This is a genomic window from Eubacterium sp. ER2, from assembly GCF_000765215.1.
In the GTDB taxonomy this organism is placed as follows: Bacteria; Bacillota; Clostridia; order Lachnospirales; family Lachnospiraceae; genus Claveliimonas; species Claveliimonas intestinigallinarum.
The window spans coordinates 21,609-42,157 of sequence record NZ_JPJE01000004.1 but is presented as its reverse complement, the minus strand read 5'-3'; the positions used below and the strand labels follow the sequence as shown (position 1 = coordinate 42,157).

Below are 20,549 nucleotides of genomic sequence, written 5' to 3'. Positions count from 1 at the left end.
TCTTTCGTTTCTTGGCACATGCTCCTTAAGAAATTGTGGGTATCCTAAATATATACAAAGGAGGATGTGTTCTATGGATATCCAGACGCTTACAAACTATTTTCTTGAGTATGGCGCATTTTTCATATTTCTGATCGTTCTTCTGGAATACCTGAACCTGCCCGGCTTCCCGGCGGGGCTCATCATGCCCCTGGCGGGGATATGGGCCTCCCAGGGTGAGATAAGCTTTCCCATGGTGATGATCCTGTCCGTGGCGGCGGGGCTGACGGGAAGCTGGGCACTCTACCTTCTGGGGAGGACAGGAGGCACCCGGCTTCTGGGATGGTATTTCAGAAAATTTCCAAAGCAGAGGCCCGTCATAGAAGAAAAGATCCGGTTCCTGCGGGAAAAGGGGTGCGTGGGCGTCTTTGTCAGCAAGCTGCTGCCCATGGTGCGGACGCTCATCTCCATCCCGGCGGGGATGGTGAAAATGAATTTTGTGAAATATACGGTGAGCTCTGCCCTTGGTATCTTTCTGTGGAACCTCCTCTTTGTGGGGGCAGGATACTTCTTTGGGGAGGCTGCCATCCGTATATTCAGCTAGAGGAGGCAATGAGACATGAAGATCGCGATGCTGACAAACAATTACAGGCCTTTTGTGGGAGGCGTTCCCGTCTCTGTGGAAAGACAGGCGAAAGCGCTGCGGGCCCTGGGGCACGAGGTGACGGTGTTTGCTCCGGACTATGGGGACGGGAAAAATGGGGATCAGGACCCTGAAGAAGCCTATGTGGTCCGGTGCAGCTGCTTTAAAAGAAAGATGAGCAACGGCATGGTCTACCCCAGGGTGGCGGACCGGCAAGTGAGAGAGGCCTTTGAGAGGGAGGTCTTTGACTGTGTCCACGTCCATCAGCCTGTCTTTGCAGGAAATACCGCTCTCTGGCTGAGAAAGAAGTACCATATACCGGTGGTCTATACCTGGCACACAAAGTACCAGGACTATCTGCACTATTTTCCCTTGTTTAGGGAGGAAGAAAAGGCGGGGCCAATAAGGCGCCTGCTGATCCGGGCGGGGAGGGACCTTATCCTTCCGGCCTACATGCGGTGGTTCACAGGGAAATGCGACCTGGTGCTGGCGCCCTCCAAGGGGATGAAAAGGCAGATCCTGGAGATGGGTGTGAGGACCCCTGTGGAAATGCTCCCCACCGGACTTGAGGAAAGTTTTTTCGAGACAGATGAGAGAAGGGCAGAAGAGATCCGAAAGGAGTATCTGCAAGACAGAAAATATCTGTTCTGCACCGTGTCCCGCCTGGAGAGAGAAAAGAACATCCCGTTTCTCCTGGAGGGAGTGCGCAGGCTGAAGGAGGAGGACATGGATCCCTTCCGCCTCCTGGTCATCGGGGAGGGAACCCAGAGGGAGCATCTGGAGGAGCTGTCCCGGGAGCTGGGTCTGGAGGACATGGTCATTTTTACCGGAAATATCCCCAACCGGGAGCTGAAGTACTACCTGGCCGCCAGCGACCTGTTCCTCTTTGCCTCCAGGTCGGAGACCCAGGGCATCGTGATCCAGGAGGCGCTGGCGCAGGGCTGCCCGGTGGTGGCTGTGAGGGCAACCGGGGTGGAAGACGCAGTGGAGGATGGAAGGAACGGCTATCTGGCGCCGGAGGATGTGGACGCCTGGTGCCTGAAGGTGTGGAAGGCGCTGGAGGGGCCGGCGGTGCAGGAGATGAGGACCCGTGCCCGGGCCAGCGTCCGGGGCTGCCGGAGTGTCCTTCTGGCCATGCAGGCGGAGCAGATGTACAGAGGATGCCTGGAGAAGAGGCAGAAGGAGGTGGCAGGCTATGTGGGCGGACACAGGTCGGGACATGTGGCGGAGCGCGGGGAAGAGTGTGCTGCAGTCTCTTTTTCTCGGCTATTTAAGAGTACTTAGAAGGACTCTGCGGGTGGAGTGGGCGGAAGACGATGTCAGTCCAGGCCGCCAGGTCTTCGGTTTCTGGCACGAGGACAGCTTCTGCATGAACCTGGTGCTGGAGCAGCTGGCCGGGAGGACGAGACCGGTCCACGTCATCGTCACGGCAGACACGAGAGGGGACTACATTGAGAGGATGGTGGAGAGCTGCGGCGGCCATGCCCTGCGGGTGGCCGATGGCCGGGCCTCCTTTGGAAAGCTGAAGGAGATACTGGAGGAGTTCCGGGGGAGGGACGCTTCCCTGGCTGTGGCTCTGGACGGCCCCCTGGGGCCCCGGCATGAGCCGAAAAGGCTGGCCTTTTATTTTGCGGAGCTTTTGGGGGTGGAGTTTACGGGCTTTACCCTCAGCTACTCCGCCTGCCTCCGTCTCTGGAGGCGGTGGGACAGATATGCCATCCCTCTGCCCTTCTCAAAGGTGACTGTGCGGGCCCACAGCTACGGCAGTGTCACCAGGAGGAGCATACCTGTCCTCCCCGCGGAGACGCAGAGGGGAAAACCCGGCCTTTTTGTCCGGAAAAAGACGTAGTATACTTGGAGGAGAAAGACAAAAGAGAAAGACAGCAGGAGGAAATTATGGAAGACAATCATATCTTGATCGTGGAGGATGATAAAGAAATCCGGGAAGGAGTGGAAATCTATCTGAAAAGCCAGGGGTATAAGGTGTTCCAGGCCCGGGACGGTGTGGAGGGACTGGAAATCCTGGACAGGGAGGAAATCCACCTTGCCATTGTGGATATCATGATGCCGAGGATGGATGGGATCCAGATGACGCTGAAGCTGAGAGAAAAGTATGATTTCCCCGTTATCATGCTCTCGGCAAAGTCCGAGGAGGTGGACAAGATCACCGGACTTGGCCTGGGGGCAGACGACTATGTGACCAAGCCCTTCGCTCCTATGGAGCTGATGGCCAGGGTCAACTCCCAGCTTCGGCGCTACCGGAAGTTCCTGGAGAAACTGGAGGTGAAGGGGAACGTCCACGTCATCGGCGGGCTGGAGATCAACGAGGACACGGTGGAGGTGTCGGTGGACGGCAGCCCCGTGAAGCTGACGCCCCTGGAGTATAAAATCCTGCTCCTCCTGGCCAAAAATCCGGGCCGGGTCTTCTCGGCGGATGAGATTTACGAGAGAGTCTGGCAGGAGAGGGCCATAAACACGGACACGGTCATGGTCCACGTGCGCAATATCCGGGAGAAGATCGAGCTGGACCCGAAAAATCCGAAATATTTAAAGGTGGTGTGGGGTGTTGGGTATAAAATTGAAAAACAGGACTAAGATACGCCGGGCGCTGGCCGGGGCCGTGCTCTGCCTGTGCGCGGCTGCGATGCTGCTGTTCTATCCCGCGTTTGAGGAGGCGGGGCAGGAGGCCACGGAGGACCTGTACGAGGGGCCGCAGTATCTCTCCGATATGCTGTCGCCCCTCCTTCAGGGCAACTATGTGCTCTACAATGAGATCGCAAAGAATATGGATGAGTCCCAGCTGCGGGAGGAGATGGACACGTCTGATTTCCGGAGACTGGAAAAATACATGGACTACTGCCTCTGCGATGACGGCGGTGAGGCTCTCCTCGAGAGCGGCGCGGGGGCTGCTGAAAAGCTGGACGCCTCCGGGAGCGCCGGATACGCCATCCGGGTCCGCTTTTCCTTTGACAGTGAGGGGGGCCTTGGAAATGTTCAGGTGGCCAGCAGCTATCTGGACAGGGATGTGCAGTACCAGATAGAGGAGTCCCTCCTCTCGGGACAGGAGGATCTGGAGCGGGAGTGGCAGATGCAGGAGAGATGGCCCATGTCCCTCCCGGAGGAGGTGACGGCGGTGTACGGCATGACCATGGACAATGTAAAGTCCTGCCTGTCCGCCTCCATGGCGGCGGACGCCTACGGGGGCGCCTATTTGTACGCCCGCTGGATCCTGGACAGCTCTGCCTTCATATGGGTCATGCTGTTCCTGACAGTGCTGGCCGTCGGGGCAGGCATTCTGTACAGGACCCTGGAGAGGGAGAAGGAGGAGGCCGTGTTCCGGGCGCCTCCGGAGCTGGTGGCCGGAGCGGCTATCCTGCTGGCCTGCGCCATGATATGGCCTGCCATCATGATATGGAAGACATGCACAGGAAGGCTGTTGGCAGCGTCCGCCTCCTCCGATGCGGACCGGGCTCTGAACTTTGGGGTCAACTTTCTCGTGTGGCTCCTGCTCTTTGCTATCCTGTTCTGGATCGGCGGGTGTCTGTGGGATTTCCTGCGGTCACCGGCAGCCTGCCTGCGGGAGCGCAGCCTCCTGGTGCGGGGAGCCAGGTGGATCTTTGACAGCGACAGGGGCGTGGCGGACACGATGCGGCAGAGAGCCCGGGGGGCCGGACATAAAGTGAAGGAGGCGGTGAAGAGCCAGTACGACGCCCTCCTCCATCTGGATTTCCGGGACAGGACGAACCGGCTCATACTGAAGGTTGTACTCCTGAATTTTATCGCTATCCTGCTCATCAGCTTCCTGTGGTACTACGATGTATGGGCGCTGGTCATCTACTCGGTGGTCCTGTTTTTGTTTCTGCGCAGGTACCTGAACCGGGTGCAGAAACAGTACGGGCAGATCCTGAAGACTACCAGCACGCTGGCCGAGGGGAGACTGGACGTACCCATTGAGGGGGATGCGGGCATCTTCACGCCGGTGCAGGAGGAGCTGGTGAAGATACAGGACGGCTTTCGGAAAGCAGTGGAGAGGGAAGTAAAGAGCGAGAGGATGAAGACTGACCTGATCACCAACGTGTCCCACGACCTGAAGACGCCCCTGACAGCCATCATCACCTATGTGGATCTGCTGAAGCATGAGGAGGACGAGGAAAAGAGGCGGGAGTACATCGGCATACTGGAGCGAAAGTCCCAGAGGCTGAGAGTGCTCATCGAGGACCTCTTTGAAATCAGCAGGGCCACCAGCAAAAACGTCACCCTGCATTTGATGGACCTGGACATCATCGGGCTCCTGAAGCAGGTGGAGCTGGAGTACGACAGGGATATAAAGGAAGCGGACCTTGACATCCGCTGGAGCCTGCCGGGGGAGAAGGTCATCCTCAGGCTGGACAGCCAGAAGGCCTACAGGGTCTTTGAAAACCTGATCGTCAACATTACCAAATATGCGCTTCCCCACACGAGAGTCTTCATCGATGTGGAGGAGACAGAAAAAGAGGCGGTGGTCCGGATGAAAAATGTGTCCGCGGCAGAGCTCACATTCGACACCGAGGAGATCACGGACCGCTTTGTGCGTGGAGATGCCTCCAGGAACACGGAGGGCTCCGGACTGGGACTTGCCATAGCCAGGAGCTTTACGGAGCTGATGGGCGGCACTCTCCACGTATCCACAGAGGCGGACCTCTTCCGGGTGGAGATCCGCTTTCACAGGGCATAGACTTTTTCACAGGATCATGCTAGAGTAGTAGGACAAAGCAAGGTGAAAGAGGACAGAGGATGGAATACTATTTTGCGCCCATGGAGGGGATCACAGGCTACATACACAGGAACGTGCACCACAGCCTGTTCCCCGGCATATCGAAATACTTTACAGCCTTCATTGCCCCGGGGCAGAAGGGAAAGTTCAGCGCCAGGGAGAAAAATGATATACTCCCTGACCACAACCGGGGTATCTGTACGGTGCCCCAGCTCCTCACCAACAATCCTCAGGATTTCATCACCACTGCGATGAAGCTGGGAGAGATGGGGTACCGGGAGATCAACCTGAACCTGGGATGCCCCTCCAGGACAGTAGTGACCAAGTACAGGGGCTCCGGCTTTCTCGCAAAGCCGGGGGAGCTGGACGCCTTCTTTGCGGAGGTGTTCTCAGCCTGCGGAGGAGAAGGCTCCCTGGGGGAGATGCAGATATCGGTCAAGACAAGGCTGGGGGTGGAGGAGCCGGAGGAATTCTTCCGTATCCTTGACATTTACAACCGCTATCCTCTGAAGGAGCTCATCATCCACCCCAGGACGCAGAGGGATTTCTACAGCGGTCCGGTCCATATGGACCTTTTTTCCTACGGTGCGGAGCACAGCAGATGTCCTGTCTGCTACAACGGGGATATCCGGACCGGGGAGGATATGAGAGCGCTGGAAGAGCGGTTCCCGGCTCTGGACCGGGTCATGATAGGCAGGGGACTCCTTGTGGACCCGGCCCTCCACCTGCAGCTGCAGGGCGGCAGGATGCCGGACAAGGCGGCTCTGAGAACCTTTCACGACCGGATATATGACTGGTACAGGCAGGAGATGCCGGGAGCCAGGCCGGTGCTCTTCAAGATGAAGGAGCTCTGGGCTTATATGGGACAGCTCTTCGAGGACGGGAGGAGGCCTCTGAAGAAGATACGCAAGGCGGAGAGGACGGAGGCTTACGAGGCAGCGGTCGAGGAGCTGTTCAGGGAGTGTCATACCGTGTGAAGCTTATGCGCACTGTTTGTCTGTGTATTTTTCTCCTTCTGCTGGCCAGGGCGGCCGCGGAGGATATAGCGCGGCGGGAGATCCGCGACAGGATATGGGCGGGCATCCTGGCGGCGGGCCTTTTGTGCTGGGGACTCGGCGCAGCCCCGGCCGGGTGCGGCCGGGAGGGACTGGACCTGGCGGACAGGCTGGCAGGTCTGCTCTGCGGCAGCCTCCCCCTGGTGGTGGTCTGCTGTCTTTTGCCGGGGGCCTTTGGCGGAGGAGACATAAAACTTGGAGGGGCGGGGGGATTTTTCCTGGGATGGAGAGCCGTGCTGGCGGCCGGCGCCCTGGCCATTCTGTCAGCCGGGGCAGTGACGGCGGCCCTCCTGCTGAGAGGGAAGCTGTCCAGGAGGGATGGGATCCCTTTTGGGCCTTTTCTGTGCCTTGGCATGGTGGCGGCATGGTTCTGGGGGGAAGAGCTGGCCCTCTGGTATGTGGGAAGATAGGAGGAACAGGACATGGAGCGGAGTACGGAGAGAGACCAGGGAAGGGATCGGAAAGAGACAGTGCGTCTCTACACCAGGCAGAACGACAAGACGCTGTACCAGCTTGAGCGGGACGGGCGGATCATCAACCAGAGGATTTATGTGCAGCTTCATTTCGGCGACATTGCGCCCCTCTTCCTGGAGAGCTACGACTGGTTCACGAGGAAGGCGTCCGCCATGGTGGAAAAGCCCCCGGATGTACAGGCGCCCATCTGGTGCTCCATCAGCCGGGAGAACTGCCTGCGGCCTGTCCCGGGCACGGTGGTGTATGTGCTGGAGGTGCCCAGGGACCAGGTCATCTACTTTGATGATGAGAAGTGGGACTATGTGCTGAACCGCATCTACCTTCCAAAGGACGGGAAGGACAGAGAGCAGTACAGGCAGCACCTGAGGGAGCTGGGAGTGGCCAACGGATTTGAGTTTTTCCAGGGCCGGTACAAGGGCATGTACCCGGAGGAGGAGAGGCGGATCAGGGAGAGCTGGGACCGGATTTTCGACATCGACAGGTGGACTGTCTTCAACGTGTGCGGGAATATATGGGAAATCCGCAGGGAATGGGTCCTTCGGATTGTACATCCGGGCGAAGATGTGGTATAATGTGAACACTTGGCGAGGTACTTTCGAGCCTGGTGTGAATATATACCTGGACACTTAGCGAGGTTCCTTACGAGCTTAGTGGCCATGGTATAATGACCACGCAGCACAAAAAACCGGACTACAAAGGAGGAATTGGTATGAAACTAGTGATAACCATGAGCAGGCGTTACGGCACGGGAGCCAGCAGGATCGCTCAGGAGCTCTCCGAGAGACTCGGCATTCCGGTCTATGACAAGGTGAATGTGGAGGAGGAGATGAGCAGCCATACCTACGACTCTGAAGTAGAGGTCATCAAGAAGCTGGCGGAAAAGCCCTGCATCATCCTGGGAAGATGCGCCTCCGAGATACTCAAGGACAGGCGCAATGCCTTCAACATCTACGTGTGCGCGGACAAGGAGGACCGGGTCCGGAGGATCATGGGCAAGGAAAACCTGAGCCGCGAGGAGGCGGAGCGGAAGATCGAGAAGACAGACCAGGAGAGGGCGGAGTACTATTACGAGCACACCGGGAAGACATGGGGGGATGTGAACAACTACCACATGATACTGAACACCTCGGATCTGGGCGTGGAGAACTGTGCGGACATACTGATGAAATATTTTGAGAGAAAAGAATATATTTAAAGCACGGCTGAGAAGAGCACGGCAAAGAGCGGCGGACTTAAGCGGTCTGCCGCTCTTTTTTGCAGCGGCGCCGGGCCGGAGGCCGGACCGCTGTAAAGGGGAAGAGAAATTCCTGTTATTTTTGGCGGAAGAGTCTTGCATTCTTCCCGCGCCTTCTTTATAATGGAGCTCGTTTGCGCATAAAAGAAGACAGAGGAGGAAGACTGGATGGAAACAGATATGACAGTGGGAAGCCCGGCCAGGGTGATCCTGAACTTTACGATCCCCATTTTTATAGGAAATATATTTCAGCAGCTCTACAACATGGCGGACGCAGTGATCGTGGGAAAATTCGTGGGCCCCAACGCCCTGGCGGCGGTGGGCTCCTGCGGCACCCTGATGTTCCTTATCATCGGCTTCCTGCAGGGGCTCACGGCGGGCTTTACCGTGATCACGGCCCAGCACTTCGGGGCCGGGAACATGAAGGCCATGCGCCAGTCCGTGGCATCTGCCTGCATTTTATCCGCTGTTGTCTCTGTCATCATGACGGTGCTGAGCATGTCCATGATGAAGCAGATCCTGGGATGGATGAACACGCCGCCGGAGATATACAGCGAAGCCTACGGCTACATCATGGTCATCTGCGCGGGTATCGTGGCGCAGGTGCTCTACAACCTCTTGGCCAGCATCCTGCGGGCACTGGGGAACAGCAAGGTGCCCCTCTACTTCCTGATCCTGGCGGCCTTCCTAAATGTAGTGCTGGATCTGGTGTTCATCATCGTGTTCCACATGGGAGCCGCGGGAGCCGCCTACGCCACCGTCATCTCCCAGGGCGTGTCGGGGGCTGCCTGTCTCATATACATTTTCAAAAAGGTGCCGGATCTGCACCTGAAAAAGGAGGACTGGCGGCTGCACCGGGACCTGTCCCTGTGGCAGATCAAGATCGGTCTTCCCATGGCTCTCCAGTACTCTATCACAGCCATCGGCACCATCATGGTGCAGGCGGCTCTCAACACGCTGGGAGCCCTGTCCGTGGCCAGCTTTGCGGCGGCCAGCAAGATCGAGCAGGTGGTGAGCCAGGCTTACGTGGCCCTTGGCACCACCATGGCCACCTACTGTGCCCAGAATATGGGGGCAGGCAGATGGGACCGGCTGAAGAAGGGCTTTTCCTCCGCCACGGTGATCGGAAGCATCTACGCTGTCCTGGCGGGAGGCGCCATTTTCCTGGGAGGGAAATATCTGGTGGTCCTTTTCGTGTCTGAGCAGGTGGGGCAGATCATGGGGCTGGCGGACATCTATCTGAAATGCGCCGGAGCCATGTTCATCCCCCTGGCAGTGGTAAACATCTACCGGAACGGTATCCAGGGGATGGGCTATGCCCTCCTTCCCATGATGGCGGGCGTGGCGGAGCTCATCGGCAGAGGCGCTGTGGCGCTTATATCATCCCGTCAGGGAAGCTACCTTGGCACCTGCATGGCAAGCCCCGCGGCCTGGATCCTGGCGGGGGCTCTCCTGCTGGCAATGTACTTTGGCATTATGGGAACCCGGGCCCCGGGAGAGGGCGCAGCGCCCGGAAAAAAGTAAGTTCCCTTTTTGGGCAACCTATGCTATACTTTAATTTAGGTATGCACAGAAGGAGAAATACCAGCTGTGCAGCAGGAGTACAACAGTAAGACAAGGAGCAAAACTTTATGAAAAGAGTGTTGTTAAAGCTGAGCGGAGAGGCGCTGGCAGGCGAGAAGAAGACCGGATTTGACGAGGACACCTGCATCGGCGTCGCCAAGCAGGTAAAGCAGATCGTGGACGAGGGATACCAGGTGGCAATCGTGACCGGAGGCGGAAACTTCTGGCGGGGAAGGACCAGCGAGACCATCGACCGGACAAAGGCGGATCAGATCGGCATGCTGGCCACTGTCATGAACTGTATCTATGTGTCTGATATCTTCCGGCATGTGGGCATGAAGACAGAGGTGTTCACACCCTTTGTGTGCGGCGCCTTCACCACCCTCTTCTCCAAGGACAAGGCTGTGGAAGCGCTGGAGCAGGGCAAGGTCGTATTCTTCGCGGGAGGAACAGGACACCCCTATTTCTCCACAGACACAGGGGCAGTGCTTCGGGCTATCGAGATCGAGGCTGACGCCATGCTGCTGGCAAAGGCCATTGACGGCATCTATGACAGCGACCCGAAGGTGAATCCGGAGGCTGTGAAATACGACGAGATCTCCATCCAGGAGATCATTGACAAGAAGCTGATGGCAGTGGATCTGACCGCGTCCATCATGTGCCTGGAGAACAGGATGCCCATGCTCGTGTTCGGGCTGAACGAGGAGAACAGCATTGTGGAGACATTATCTGGAACATTTACCGGCACAAAGGTGACCGTGTAGTATAAAGTCATAAGGGAGGAAACCATCATGAATGAAAGACTGAAACCATACGAGGACAAGATGAAGAAGACGCTGGCGAACCTGGAGGGAGAGCTGGTGACGATAAGGGCAGGACGGGCGAACCCCAACGTGCTCAACAAGATCACCGTGGACTACTACGGAACTCCCACACCGATCCAGCAGGTGGCCAATGTGTCTGTGCCGGAGGCACGGATGATCCAGATCCAGCCCTGGGAGAAGAGCATGCTGAAGGTCATCGAGAAGGCCATCAACATGTCCGACCTGGGCATCAACCCCACAAACGACGGCTCCTGCGTGCGCCTTATATTTCCGGAGCTGACGGAGGAGCGCAGAAAAGAGCTGGTGAAGGACGTGAAGAAAAAAGGCGAGCAGGCCAAGGTGGCTGTCCGCAACATCCGCCGGGATGGAAATGACGCTTTCAAGAAGCTAAAGGGAAGCGACGTGTCAGAGGATGAGATCAAGGATCTGGAAGACGATCTGCAGAAGCTGACAGACAAATATATCAAAGAAGTGGATAAAGCGGTGGAGAGCAAGTCAAAAGAGGTTATGACGGTTTAGTCAGAAAAAACTGAGAGAAAAGACGGGGGACGGGACATCATGTGCCCGTCCCTCTTGTGAAGGGAGACAATGCGATGAATGTACCAAGGCATGTGGCGATCATCCTGGACGGAAACGGACGTTGGGCCAGGTCCAAGGGCATGCCCCGCAATTACGGCCATGCCCAGGGAAGCAAAAATGTGGAGAGGATCTGTGAGGAGGCCTGGAGAATGGGCATCAAGTATCTGACTGTGTACGCCTTCTCCACGGAGAACTGGAGCCGCCCCAAGGATGAAGTGGACGCCCTCATGAAGCTTCTTCGCAACTACATGAAGACCTGTCTGAAGACGGCGGCGAAAAATGATATGAAGGTCCGGGTCATCGGCGACAAGACCCGGCTGGATGCGGACATCCGCAGCCGGATCGCCGAGCTTGAGGAGGCCACGAAGAACAATGGCGGCCTGAATTTCCAGATCGCCCTCAATTACGGCAGCCGGGACGAGATCGTCCGGGCGGTGCGAAAGATAGCGCGGGACGCGAAGGATGGGAAGCTGGAGCCGGAGAGTATCACTTCGGAGGTCATCTCCTCCTATCTGGACACCCATGACATTCCGGATCCGGATCTTCTCATCCGCACAAGCGGGGAGGAGAGGCTGTCCAACTTCCTTCTGTGGCAGCTCGCCTATTCAGAGTTCTATTTCACAGATGTGCTCTGGCCTGATTTTACAAAGGAAGAGCTTATGAAGGCCATCGAGCAGTACAACAGCCGGGACCGGCGGTACGGCGGAGTGGAGAAGAAGGAGGACGGAGAACATGTTTAAGACAAGGCTTTTGAGCGGTATCGTGCTGGTGATCATCCTCATCGCCACGGTGGGATACGGCGGCAATCTTCTCTTCGGCGTGCTGGCGGTGATCAGCCTTATCGGTATGGGCGAGCTCTACAAGGTGGTGGATGTGCAGAGGAAGGCCCTCGGTGTCACTGGCTATCTGGGGGCCCTGGTCTACTACGCGCTCCTGTACACAGACCGGATGGAGTGGATGACCGCGTTCACCATCCTGTTCCTTGTGGTGGTCATGGCGGTGTACGTGTTCACCTTTCCGGCTTTCCGGACAGAGCAGGTGATGGTGACCTTTTTCGGCCTCTTCTATGTGGCCGTCATGCTGTCCTACGTGTATCAGACGAGGATGCTGCCCGACGGCGGAGTGGCTGTCTGGCTCATTTTCCTGAGCTCCTGGGGGTGTGATACCTGTGCCTACTGCGTGGGCATGCTCATCGGAAAGCACAAGATGGCGCCCCGCTTAAGCCCGAAGAAATCCGTGGAGGGCGGCGTGGGAGGCGTCCTGGGCGCGGCGCTTTTGGGCGCCCTCTTCTCCCTGGCCATGAACCAGTGGGGCGGAGCGGACGTGGATCCTCTGTTCTACGCGGTGATCTGCGGCGTGGGAGGCGTTATCTCCCAGATCGGCGACCTGGCGGCCTCAGCCATCAAGAGGAACCACAATGTGAAGGACTACGGGAAGCTGATCCCGGGCCACGGCGGCATACTGGACCGGTTTGACAGCGTGATCTTTACAGCTCCTGTCATCTATTATCTGGCTTGGCTGATCGGATAAGAGAGCAGGGCACCTCTGCGGGAAGGAGGAGAGAAATGAAAAAAATAGCTATACTGGGCTCCACAGGCTCCATCGGGACACAGACACTGGAGGTTGTGAGAGAAAACAAAGATATAGAAGTGACTGCCCTGGCGGCAGGAAGAAATATTGATCTCCTGGAGCGGCAGATCCGGGAGTTCTCTCCGCGGCTGGCGGCTGTCTGGGACGAGAAGCTGGCGGCGGAGCTGAAGGACCGTATCCGGGACCTGGACACACAGGTTGTATCCGGCATGGACGGCCTGATCCAGGTATCAACGGAGGAGAAGACGGATATACTTGTAACAGCCATTGTGGGCATGATCGGCATCCGGCCCACTATGGAGGCCATCCGGGCGGGGAAGGATATCGCCCTGGCCAATAAAGAAACTCTGGTGACAGCGGGGCATCTCATCATGCCTCTGGCAAAGGAGAGAGGCGTGTCCATCCTGCCGGTGGACAGCGAGCACAGCGCGATCTTCCAGTCCCTCCAGGGAGGGCAGGCAGGAGCTCTGAAGAAGATCCTTCTGACCGCCTCCGGCGGGCCCTTCCGGGGGAAAAAACGGGAGGAGCTTAAAAATGTACAGGTGGAGGATGCCCTGAAGCACCCCAACTGGGAGATGGGGAGAAAGATCACGATTGACTCCTCCACTATGGTGAACAAGGGGCTGGAGGTGATCGAGGCAAAGTGGCTCTTTGGCGTGGACGTGGACCAGATCCAGGTTGTGGTACAGCCCCAGAGCGTGGTCCACTCTATGGTGGAGTACGACGACGGAGCCGTCATCGCCCAGCTGGGGACGCCGGATATGAAGCTGCCCATCCAGTACGCCCTCTACTACCCGCAGAGGAGGTATCTGCCGGGGGAGAGGCTGGATTTCTGGAGGATCGGAAAGCTGGACTTTGAGAGGCCGGACACAGAGACCTTCCGGGCCCTGGACCTGGCCTACCAGGCGGGCCGGGCCGGCGGCAGCCTCCCCACTGTGTTTAACGCGGCCAACGAGATGGCTGTGGCGAAATTCCTGGACCGGCAGATCGGCTACCTGGAGATCACGGATCTGATCGGGGAGTGCATGGAGAGGCATGTGAACATTCCCTCCCCCTCCCTGGACGAGATACTGGACACAGAGGCGGGCGTCTATGAGTATATAAACAGCAGACTTGGCAGGAGGTAACATTTGGGTATCATCATTGCAATCTTAATCTTCAGCTTTATCATCTTTTTCCACGAGCTGGGGCATTTTACCCTGGCGAAGCTGAACCATATCGACGTGCAGGAGTTCTCCGTCGGAATGGGACCGGCTATCTTTACGAAGGAGTACCACGGCACCCTGTACGCGGTGCGCATCCTGCCCATCGGCGGGTACTGCGCCATGGGCGAGGACGAGGAGGCGACGGACTCCCCCGCCAATTTCAACAACAAGTCCGTGTGGGCCAGGATCTCCGTCATAGCGGCAGGGCCTGTGTTCAATTTCATCCTGGCTCTCATCTGCGCCGCCGTCCTTGTGGGAGCGTCGGGCTACGACGAGCCGGTGGCGGGAGAGGTGGAGGCAGACTATCCGGCTGCCCAGGCAGGGCTTGAGGCCGGCGACCGGATCATGGAGATGAACGGGAAACATATCCATCTCTTCAAGGAGATTCAGGTGTACAACCAGTTTCACCAGGGGGAGGACGTGGAGCTTACCTATGAGAGGGACGGGAAGGAGCACACTGTCACCATCACCCCGAAGCTTGACGAGGATCTGCAGTACTACAGGCTGGGCATCAGCAGCAGCGGCTACACGGCGGCAGGGCCCCTGACGGCTGTCCAGTATGGGGCCTACGAGGTGAAATACTGGATTGACACTACTCTCCTGAGCCTGAAGATGCTTGTGACAGGGCAGATCGGTATTGACCAGCTCTCCGGGCCAGTGGGCATCGTGGACGTGGTGGATGACACCTACCAGGAGGCCAAGAGCTACGGAGCGGCCACGGTGGCTGTCAATATGCTGAATATTGCGATCCTGATCTCCGCCAACCTGGGGGTTATGAACCTTCTGCCCCTGCCCGCCCTGGACGGAGGCCGGCTGGTCTTTCTCATTATTGAGGCGGTACGGCGCAAGCGGATCCCGCCGGAGAAGGAAGGGTATGTCCATTTTGCCGGGATCGTGCTTCTGATGGCGTTGATGGTGGTAGTCATGTTTAACGACATACAGAGGGTGTTCTTTTAGAATATGCTTCCAAAAACGGAGAGCAGCTCTTTGCTTTGAAAAGCAGAGGGCTGTTTTTTTTGCTTTTTCCGACAAAGACTGCCATTGCCAAATTTTTAACAGAAATACGAAAAACAGTTGAATTAAGATGAGAAAAAATATATAATATAATAGGCAGAAAATTTGGTTGACTTTTTGCAATTATCAATAATCTGCATGAGAAAACCTGATTTAAATAATAATGAAAATGGAGGGCTAGGTTATGAGCAACATGGCAACAGAAAATGCAGCAAGCCGGAGAATTACTTCTCTTCTTGATGCAGGCAGCTTTGTTGAAATCGGCGGCGGCGTGACTGCCAGAGCAACTGATTTTAACATGCAGGAAACAAAAACTCCGGGAGACGGCGTCATTACCGGATACGGGCTGATCGACGGAAATCTTGTCTACGTCTACAGCCAGGATGCATCCGTGCTGGGTGGATCCATGGGTGAGATGCACGCGAAGAAGATCGTGTCTGTCTACGACATGGCGATGAAGATGGGAGCACCTGTCATCGGGCTTGTGGACTGTTCGGGAATCCGTCTGCAGGAGGCCACAGACGCGCTGGACGCGTTTGGACAGCTTTATCTGAAGCAGACGCTGGCATCCGGCGTTGTTCCCCAGATCACAGCGATCTTCGGAAGCTGCGGCGGCGGACTGGCTGCCCTTGCCGCACTGACAGACTTTACATTTATGGAGGAGAAAAATGCGAAGCTGTTCGTGAATTCTCCCAACGCAATCCCGGGCAACACAGCCCAGAAGTGCGACACAGCCTCCCCGAAATTCCAGAGTGAGTCTGCGGGACTTGTAGACAAAGTGGGGACAGAGGAGGAGATCCTCTCCGATATCCGCTCACTGGTCTGCATGCTGCCCTGCAATAACGAGGAGGATGCATCCTACGACGAGTGTACAGATGACCTGAACCGTCTGTGCGCGGATATTGAGAACGCGGCGGAGGATACAGCCATTGCCCTGGCCCAGATCTCAGACAACGGCGTAGTCTTCGAGGTGAAGAAGGATTACGCGAAGGATATGGTTACAGCCTTTATCCGTCTCAATGGCATGACAGTGGGAGCTGTGGCAAACCGCTCCAAGGTCTACAACGAGGACGCAGAGGTAGTGGCGGAATTTGACGGATCCCTGTCCACAGCGGGAGCCCGCAAGGCATCTCAGTTCGTGAAGTTCTGTGACGCCTTTAACATTCCGGTCCTGACGCTGACCAATGTGACAGGCTTTGACGCCTCCAAGTGCGCAGAGAGAAACCTGGCCCGTGAGACAGCCAAGCTGATCTACGCCTTTGCCGACGCTACTGTCCCGAAGGTGAACGTGATCATTGGAAAAGCCTACGGAAGCGCCTATGTGGCCATGAACAGCAAATCCATCGGCGCGGATATGGTCTACGCATGGCCGAACGCCGAGATCGGTATGATGGACGCAAATCTGGCGGCAAAGATCATGTACCCGGATGCAGACAGGGCAGCGCAGACGGAGAAGGCGGCTGACTACCGCACACTCCAGTCCAGCCCGGCTTCCGCGGCAGGACGCGGGTATGTGGACGCTGTCATCAGCCCGGCAGAGACGCGCAAATATATTATCGGAGCATTTGAGATGCTCTTTACAAAGAGAGAGGATCGTCCTGCAAAGAAACATGGAACAGTTTAGTGAGGTGAGACGAATTGAAGAAGAAAATTAGCTTATTATTATGCACACTTACAGTTGTGTTTGCCCTGGCCGGGTGCAGCGGCAAAGACTCTGGAGTGGAGTATGACCAGGCCACCATCGAGGAGGCCACCGAGTTCCTCATCAGCTACTGCTCCACCGCGGACGACACGACGATCGAGCAGTGGAACAGCCTCTCTGACGAGCAGCTGGATATCCAGATGGCGCAGTCAGGCTATCCCTTCACAGGGGACAGCTTCCTTAGCTCTATGGACGCCTGGCAGGCAGGTGTGGATGAGTGCGGAGCCTATGAGGGACACGGCGATTTCACATACGACGCCTCCCAGACACAGCTCTCTGTGACAACCACAGCCCAGTTCGCGGACAGGGAGGCCAACCTTGAGCTCATCTATAAGGCGGATGTGCGGGGCAACCTGCATCTGGACAGCCTTACAGTCAGCGGGATCTATTCCATGGGCGAGATCCTGAGCAAGGCGGGATTGAACACGCTGCTCGGCATGGGAACCGTGTTCTGTGTACTGATTATTATCTGCGTGATCATCTCCCTGCTGAAATATATACCGAAGCTGCAGGAGGCATTTTCCAGGAAGAACACAGCAGCTCCGGCCCCGGAGATCTCCACAGCACAGGCATCTGAGGCTCCGGCCCAGAGCGCACCGGCTCAGCCGGCCCCGGAGACCCAGGCGGAGGCTGAGGACGTGACAGACGACAGCGAGCTGGTGGCAGTTATCGCGGCAGCTATCGCGGCATCAGAGGAAGTACCGGCAGACGGCTTTATCGTGAGAAGCATCAGACGTCGGAAATCAAATAAATGGATTTAAGCATAACCGGATCAGGAGGATATAAAAATGAAAAATTACACAATCACAGTAAATGGAAATGTATATGATGTAACGGTTGAGGAGAAGGCGGCAGGAGCGGCGCCCGCAGCGGCACCGGCACCGAAGGCACCGGCAGCGCCCGCACCGAAGGCACCCGCGGCAGCGCCCGCACCGGCACCGGCCCCGGCAGCAGGAGCAGGATCCATCCAGGTGAAGGCAGGAGCAGCCGGAAAGGTATTTAAGATCGAGGCGAATGTAGGCCAGGCCGTAAAGCGCGGCGATGCGGTTGTCATCATTGAGGCTATGAAAATGGAAATCCCCATCGTGGCACCGGAGGACGGAACAGTTGCCAGCATTGATGTGGCTGTGGGCGATGCCGTAGAGGCAGGCGCGGTACTGGCTACACTGAACTAAACAGGGCAGCGGACCCGCTGCATCTGCTGGGAAACTTTTGAAACACGACTGGAGGTTAAAAAATGGATTATATATTAACGACATTGGGAAACCTCGTGCAGCAGACGGCCTTCCTCAACCTTACATGGGGAAACCTGGTCATGATCGCTGTTGCATGCTTTTTCCTGTATCTTGCAATAAAACATGGATTTGAACCTCTGCTGCTTGTACCCATCGCCTTCGGTATGCTGCTTGTCAATATCTATCCGGATATCATGCTGCATGCGGAGGACGCGGCCAACGGCACAGGAGGTCTTCTCTATTATTTCTATGTACTGGACGAGTGGTCCATCCTTCCGTCACTGATCTTCCTCGGTGTAGGAGCCATGACGGACTTCGGACCGCTGATCGCCAACCCTACCAGCTTCCTGATGGGCGCGGCAGCGCAGTTCGGTATTTTCACCGCTTACCTTGGCGCTATGGCCATGGGATTTTCGGACAAGGCGGCTGCGGCTATCGCCATCATCGGCGGAGCGGACGGCCCCACATCCATCTTCCTTGCCGGAAAGCTGCAGCAGACAGCGATCCTGGGGCCTATCGCCGTGGCGGCTTACTCCTACATGGCGCTGGTTCCCATTATCCAGCCGCCGGTTATGAAGCTTTTGACCACGGATAAGGAGAGGAAGATCAAGATGGAGCAGCTCCGGCCCGTATCTAAGCTGGAGAGGATCCTCTTCCCCATTATCGTTACCATCGTGGTATGTATGATCCTTCCCACCACAGCACCCCTTGTAGGTATGCTTATGCTGGGCAACCTGTTCCGTGAGTGCGGCGTGGTAAGGCAGCTGACAGAGACGGCATCCAACGCTCTGATGTACATCGTAGTTATCCTGCTGGGCACATCCGTCGGCGCAACCACAAGCGCGGAGGCGTTCCTCAACCTGGATACGCTGAAGATCGTAGCCCTCGGACTTGTGGCCTTCATATTCGGTACGGCCGGAGGCGTGGTGCTCGGAAAGATCATGTGCGTGGTGTCCGGAGGAAAGATCAACCCGCTGATCGGATCAGCCGGCGTGTCTGCCGTGCCTATGGCGGCCAGGGTATCCCAGAAGGTGGGCGCGGAATATGATCCCACGAACTTCCTTCTGATGCATGCCATGGGACCGAACGTGGCCGGAGTTATCGGTACGGCGGTCGTGGCCGGAACCTTTATGGCTATCTTCGGAGTGATGTAAAAGCCGGCTTCTCCGGCCTGGGAAGACGGCCGGAGCCGGTCATTTGAATAGAATATAATGGAGGAAGAAATAATGGCAGAAATTCAGAAAAAACCAGTGAAAATAACAGAAACCATTCTGCGTGACGCACATCAGTCTCTGATCGCCACCCGTATGACGACAGAGCAGATGCTGCCTATCATCGACAAGATGGACCAGGTGGGCTACCACTCCGTAGAGTGCTGGGGCGGAGCTACCTTTGACGCGTCCCTTCGTTTCCTGAAGGAAGATCCGTGGGACCGCCTCAGAAAATTCCGGGACGGCTTTAAGAATACAAAGCTGCAGATGCTCTTCAGAGGACAGAATATCCTTGGCTACCGTCCCTACGCAGACGACGTTGTTGAGTATTTTGTTCAGAAATCAGTCGCAAACGGAATTGACATCATCCGTATCTTTGACTGTATGAATGACCTCCGCAATCTCCAGACCGCAGTCAAGGCTGCCAACAAGGAGAAAGCGGACGCCCAGGTGGCTCTTTCCTACACCATCGGCGACGCTTACACCCTGGACTACTGGATCGACATTGCGAAGAGGATCGAGGATATGGGCGCAAACTCCATCTGTATCAAGGACATGGCAGGACTTCTTCTGCCCTACAAGGCTACAGAGCTGATCTCCGCTATGAAGGAGGCAGTTGACCTCCCGATCCAGCTCCACACCCACTATACATCCGGTGTGGCTTCCATGACATATCTGAAGGCTGTTGAGGCGGGCGTGGATGTCATTGACACAGCCATCTCCCCGTTCGCGCTGGGAACCTCCCAGCCGGCCACAGAGGTTATGGTGGAGACCTTCAAGGGCACACCCTACGACACAGGACTGGATCAGAAGCTTCTGGCAGAGATCGCGGATTACTTCCGCCCGATCAGGGACGAGGCTCTGGACAGCGGTCTTCTCAATCCGAAGAACCTTGGCGTTAACATCAAGACACTCCTCTACCAGGTACCCGGAGGCATGCTCTCCAACCTGACATCCCAGCTGAAAGAGCAGGGAGCTGAGGACAAATACTACGAGGTTCTGGAGGAAGTGCCGAGAGTCCGCAAGGATCTGGGTGAGCCGCCCCTCGTTACACCGTCCTCTCAGATCGTGGGAACACAGGCCGTGTTCAACGTGCTGATGGGCGAGCGCTACAAGATGGCCACAAAGGAGACAAAGGATGTCTTAAGCGGAAAGTACGGAGCTACCGTAAAGCCCTTCAATCCGGATGTGGTTAAGAAGGTGCTGGGCGATAATCCCGAGATCATCACATGCCGTCCGGCGGACCTGATCCCGGATGAGCTGGACACTCTCAGAAAAGAGTGTGAGCAGTGGATCCAGCAGGATGAGGACGTGCTGACATACGCACTCTTCCCGCAGGTTGCCGTGGACTTCTTCAAGTACCGGGAGGCACAGCAGACGAAGATCGACCCCACTGTGGCAGACACAGAGAGCGGAAGCTATCCGGTGTAAAACAGTATAAAAGAGATAAGACAGACCGCGGAACTTCCGCGGTCTGTTTCTTTTCCT

Annotated in this window: 21 protein-coding genes; all 21 read left to right on the top strand. The window is 56.7% G+C overall.

Translation table 11 applies throughout. The features are described 5' to 3' along the window. The first annotated feature begins 73 nt into the window (after window positions 1-73). The 21 genes from NI21_RS0101260 (at window position 74) to NI21_RS0101160 (ending at window position 20,492) form a co-directional block, all read left to right on the top strand. Entirely contained in the window at window positions 74-583 is a 510-nt protein-coding gene (locus NI21_RS0101260) for a DedA family protein (protein WP_033124432.1), read from the top strand. A 15-nt stretch (window positions 584-598) separates the two neighbouring features. Next, window positions 599-1,906, top strand: a complete 1,308-nt coding sequence (locus NI21_RS0101255; RefSeq protein ID WP_033124431.1) for a glycosyltransferase — start codon at window positions 599-601, stop codon at window positions 1,904-1,906. Then, a complete protein-coding gene (locus NI21_RS0101250; protein WP_242842789.1) occupies window positions 1,818-2,471 on the top strand; it encodes a DUF374 domain-containing protein in 654 nt (217 codons plus the stop codon). The genes NI21_RS0101255 and NI21_RS0101250 overlap by 89 nt, the downstream gene beginning before the upstream one ends. A gap of 47 nt (window positions 2,472-2,518) precedes the next feature. After that, window positions 2,519-3,217: a response regulator transcription factor gene (locus NI21_RS0101245; protein ID WP_033124468.1), complete on the top strand. Its 699-nt coding sequence runs from the start codon at window positions 2,519-2,521 to the stop codon at window positions 3,215-3,217. After that, window positions 3,189-5,336, top strand: a complete 2,148-nt coding sequence (locus NI21_RS0101240; protein ID WP_052083763.1) for a HAMP domain-containing sensor histidine kinase — start codon at window positions 3,189-3,191, stop codon at window positions 5,334-5,336. Before NI21_RS0101245 ends, NI21_RS0101240 begins: the two co-directional genes overlap by 29 nt. Before the next feature lie 59 nt (window positions 5,337-5,395). Further along, window positions 5,396-6,352: a tRNA-dihydrouridine synthase gene (locus NI21_RS0101235; protein WP_033124428.1), complete on the top strand. Its 957-nt coding sequence runs from the start codon at window positions 5,396-5,398 to the stop codon at window positions 6,350-6,352. A 5-nt stretch (window positions 6,353-6,357) separates the two neighbouring features. Beyond that, window positions 6,358-6,840 (top strand): A24 family peptidase, encoded by a 483-nt coding sequence (locus NI21_RS15965; RefSeq protein WP_242842791.1) that lies wholly within the window; start codon window positions 6,358-6,360, stop codon window positions 6,838-6,840. Between the two features lie 12 nt (window positions 6,841-6,852). Continuing rightward, the gene (locus tag NI21_RS0101225) at window positions 6,853-7,476 is read left to right on the top strand and encodes a DUF3841 domain-containing protein (protein ID WP_052083758.1); all 624 of its coding nucleotides are present in this window, start codon (window positions 6,853-6,855) and stop codon (window positions 7,474-7,476) included. Between the two features lie 137 nt (window positions 7,477-7,613). Then, on the top strand, window positions 7,614-8,099 hold the full coding sequence (locus NI21_RS0101220) for an AAA family ATPase (protein ID WP_033124427.1): 486 nt from the start codon (window positions 7,614-7,616) through the stop codon (window positions 8,097-8,099). Window positions 8,100-8,306: 207 nt separating this feature from the next. After that, a complete protein-coding gene (locus NI21_RS0101215; protein ID WP_052083756.1) occupies window positions 8,307-9,662 on the top strand; it encodes an MATE family efflux transporter in 1,356 nt (451 codons plus the stop codon). 107 nt (window positions 9,663-9,769) lie between these two features. Further along, on the top strand, window positions 9,770-10,465 hold the full coding sequence (pyrH, locus tag NI21_RS0101210; RefSeq protein WP_033124426.1) for a UMP kinase: 696 nt from the start codon (window positions 9,770-9,772) through the stop codon (window positions 10,463-10,465). 27 nt (window positions 10,466-10,492) lie between these two features. Beyond that, the gene (gene frr, locus NI21_RS0101205; RefSeq protein WP_033124425.1) at window positions 10,493-11,044 is read left to right on the top strand and encodes a ribosome recycling factor; all 552 of its coding nucleotides are present in this window, start codon (window positions 10,493-10,495) and stop codon (window positions 11,042-11,044) included. Window positions 11,045-11,118: 74 nt separating this feature from the next. Next, window positions 11,119-11,844: an isoprenyl transferase gene (locus NI21_RS0101200; RefSeq protein WP_033124424.1), complete on the top strand. Its 726-nt coding sequence runs from the start codon at window positions 11,119-11,121 to the stop codon at window positions 11,842-11,844. After that, window positions 11,837-12,634 carry a phosphatidate cytidylyltransferase gene (locus tag NI21_RS0101195; RefSeq protein WP_033124423.1) on the top strand — a complete coding sequence of 266 codons (798 nt, stop codon included), beginning with the start codon at window positions 11,837-11,839 and terminating at the stop codon, window positions 12,632-12,634. The genes NI21_RS0101200 and NI21_RS0101195 overlap by 8 nt, the downstream gene beginning before the upstream one ends. A 35-nt stretch (window positions 12,635-12,669) precedes the next feature. After that, on the top strand, window positions 12,670-13,821 hold the full coding sequence (locus NI21_RS0101190) for a 1-deoxy-D-xylulose-5-phosphate reductoisomerase (RefSeq protein ID WP_033124422.1): 1,152 nt from the start codon (window positions 12,670-12,672) through the stop codon (window positions 13,819-13,821). Between the two features lie 3 nt (window positions 13,822-13,824). Continuing rightward, entirely contained in the window at window positions 13,825-14,856 is a 1,032-nt protein-coding gene (gene rseP / locus NI21_RS0101185) for an RIP metalloprotease RseP (protein ID WP_033124421.1), read from the top strand. 241 nt (window positions 14,857-15,097) lie between these two features. Further along, window positions 15,098-16,537: an acyl-CoA carboxylase subunit beta gene (locus tag NI21_RS0101180; RefSeq protein WP_033124420.1), complete on the top strand. Its 1,440-nt coding sequence runs from the start codon at window positions 15,098-15,100 to the stop codon at window positions 16,535-16,537. Window positions 16,538-16,551: 14 nt separating this feature from the next. After that, complete coding sequence (locus NI21_RS0101175; RefSeq protein ID WP_033124419.1) at window positions 16,552-17,376, top strand: OadG family transporter subunit; 825 nt, start codon at window positions 16,552-16,554, stop codon at window positions 17,374-17,376. A gap of 27 nt (window positions 17,377-17,403) precedes the next feature. Next, window positions 17,404-17,790 (top strand): biotin/lipoyl-containing protein, encoded by a 387-nt coding sequence (locus NI21_RS0101170; protein WP_033124418.1) that lies wholly within the window; start codon window positions 17,404-17,406, stop codon window positions 17,788-17,790. A gap of 62 nt (window positions 17,791-17,852) precedes the next feature. Continuing rightward, window positions 17,853-19,004 (top strand): sodium ion-translocating decarboxylase subunit beta, encoded by a 1,152-nt coding sequence (locus tag NI21_RS0101165; protein ID WP_033124417.1) that lies wholly within the window; start codon window positions 17,853-17,855, stop codon window positions 19,002-19,004. Between the two features lie 72 nt (window positions 19,005-19,076). Further along, complete coding sequence (locus NI21_RS0101160; protein ID WP_033124416.1) at window positions 19,077-20,492, top strand: oxaloacetate decarboxylase subunit alpha; 1,416 nt, start codon at window positions 19,077-19,079, stop codon at window positions 20,490-20,492. Window positions 20,493-20,549 lie beyond the last annotated feature (57 nt).

Bases quoted from the DNA above. Each gene is read 5' to 3' on its own strand.
- NI21_RS0101260 (WP_033124432.1), top strand. From the start codon at position 74: ATGGATATCCAGACGCTTACAAACTATTTTCTTGAGTATGGCGCATTT.
- NI21_RS0101245 (WP_033124468.1), top strand. From the start codon at position 2,519: ATGGAAGACAATCATATCTTGATCGTGGAGGATGATAAAGAAATCCGG.
- NI21_RS0101190 (WP_033124422.1), top strand. From the start codon at position 12,670: ATGAAAAAAATAGCTATACTGGGCTCCACAGGCTCCATCGGGACACAG.
- NI21_RS0101225 (WP_052083758.1), top strand. From the start codon at position 6,853: ATGGAGCGGAGTACGGAGAGAGACCAGGGAAGGGATCGGAAAGAGACA.
- NI21_RS0101255 (WP_033124431.1), top strand. From the start codon at position 599: ATGAAGATCGCGATGCTGACAAACAATTACAGGCCTTTTGTGGGAGGC.
- NI21_RS0101200 (WP_033124424.1), top strand. From the start codon at position 11,119: ATGAATGTACCAAGGCATGTGGCGATCATCCTGGACGGAAACGGACGT.
- NI21_RS0101195 (WP_033124423.1), top strand. From the start codon at position 11,837: ATGTTTAAGACAAGGCTTTTGAGCGGTATCGTGCTGGTGATCATCCTC.
- NI21_RS0101250 (WP_242842789.1), top strand. From the start codon at position 1,818: ATGTGGGCGGACACAGGTCGGGACATGTGGCGGAGCGCGGGGAAGAGT.
- NI21_RS0101235 (WP_033124428.1), top strand. From the start codon at position 5,396: ATGGAATACTATTTTGCGCCCATGGAGGGGATCACAGGCTACATACAC.
- NI21_RS0101165 (WP_033124417.1), top strand. From the start codon at position 17,853: ATGGATTATATATTAACGACATTGGGAAACCTCGTGCAGCAGACGGCC.
- NI21_RS0101160 (WP_033124416.1), top strand. From the start codon at position 19,077: ATGGCAGAAATTCAGAAAAAACCAGTGAAAATAACAGAAACCATTCTG.
- pyrH (WP_033124426.1), top strand. From the start codon at position 9,770: ATGAAAAGAGTGTTGTTAAAGCTGAGCGGAGAGGCGCTGGCAGGCGAG.
- NI21_RS0101180 (WP_033124420.1), top strand. From the start codon at position 15,098: ATGAGCAACATGGCAACAGAAAATGCAGCAAGCCGGAGAATTACTTCT.
- NI21_RS15965 (WP_242842791.1), top strand. From the start codon at position 6,358: ATGCGCACTGTTTGTCTGTGTATTTTTCTCCTTCTGCTGGCCAGGGCG.
- NI21_RS0101170 (WP_033124418.1), top strand. From the start codon at position 17,404: ATGAAAAATTACACAATCACAGTAAATGGAAATGTATATGATGTAACG.
- NI21_RS0101220 (WP_033124427.1), top strand. From the start codon at position 7,614: ATGAAACTAGTGATAACCATGAGCAGGCGTTACGGCACGGGAGCCAGC.
- frr (WP_033124425.1), top strand. From the start codon at position 10,493: ATGAATGAAAGACTGAAACCATACGAGGACAAGATGAAGAAGACGCTG.
- NI21_RS0101215 (WP_052083756.1), top strand. From the start codon at position 8,307: ATGGAAACAGATATGACAGTGGGAAGCCCGGCCAGGGTGATCCTGAAC.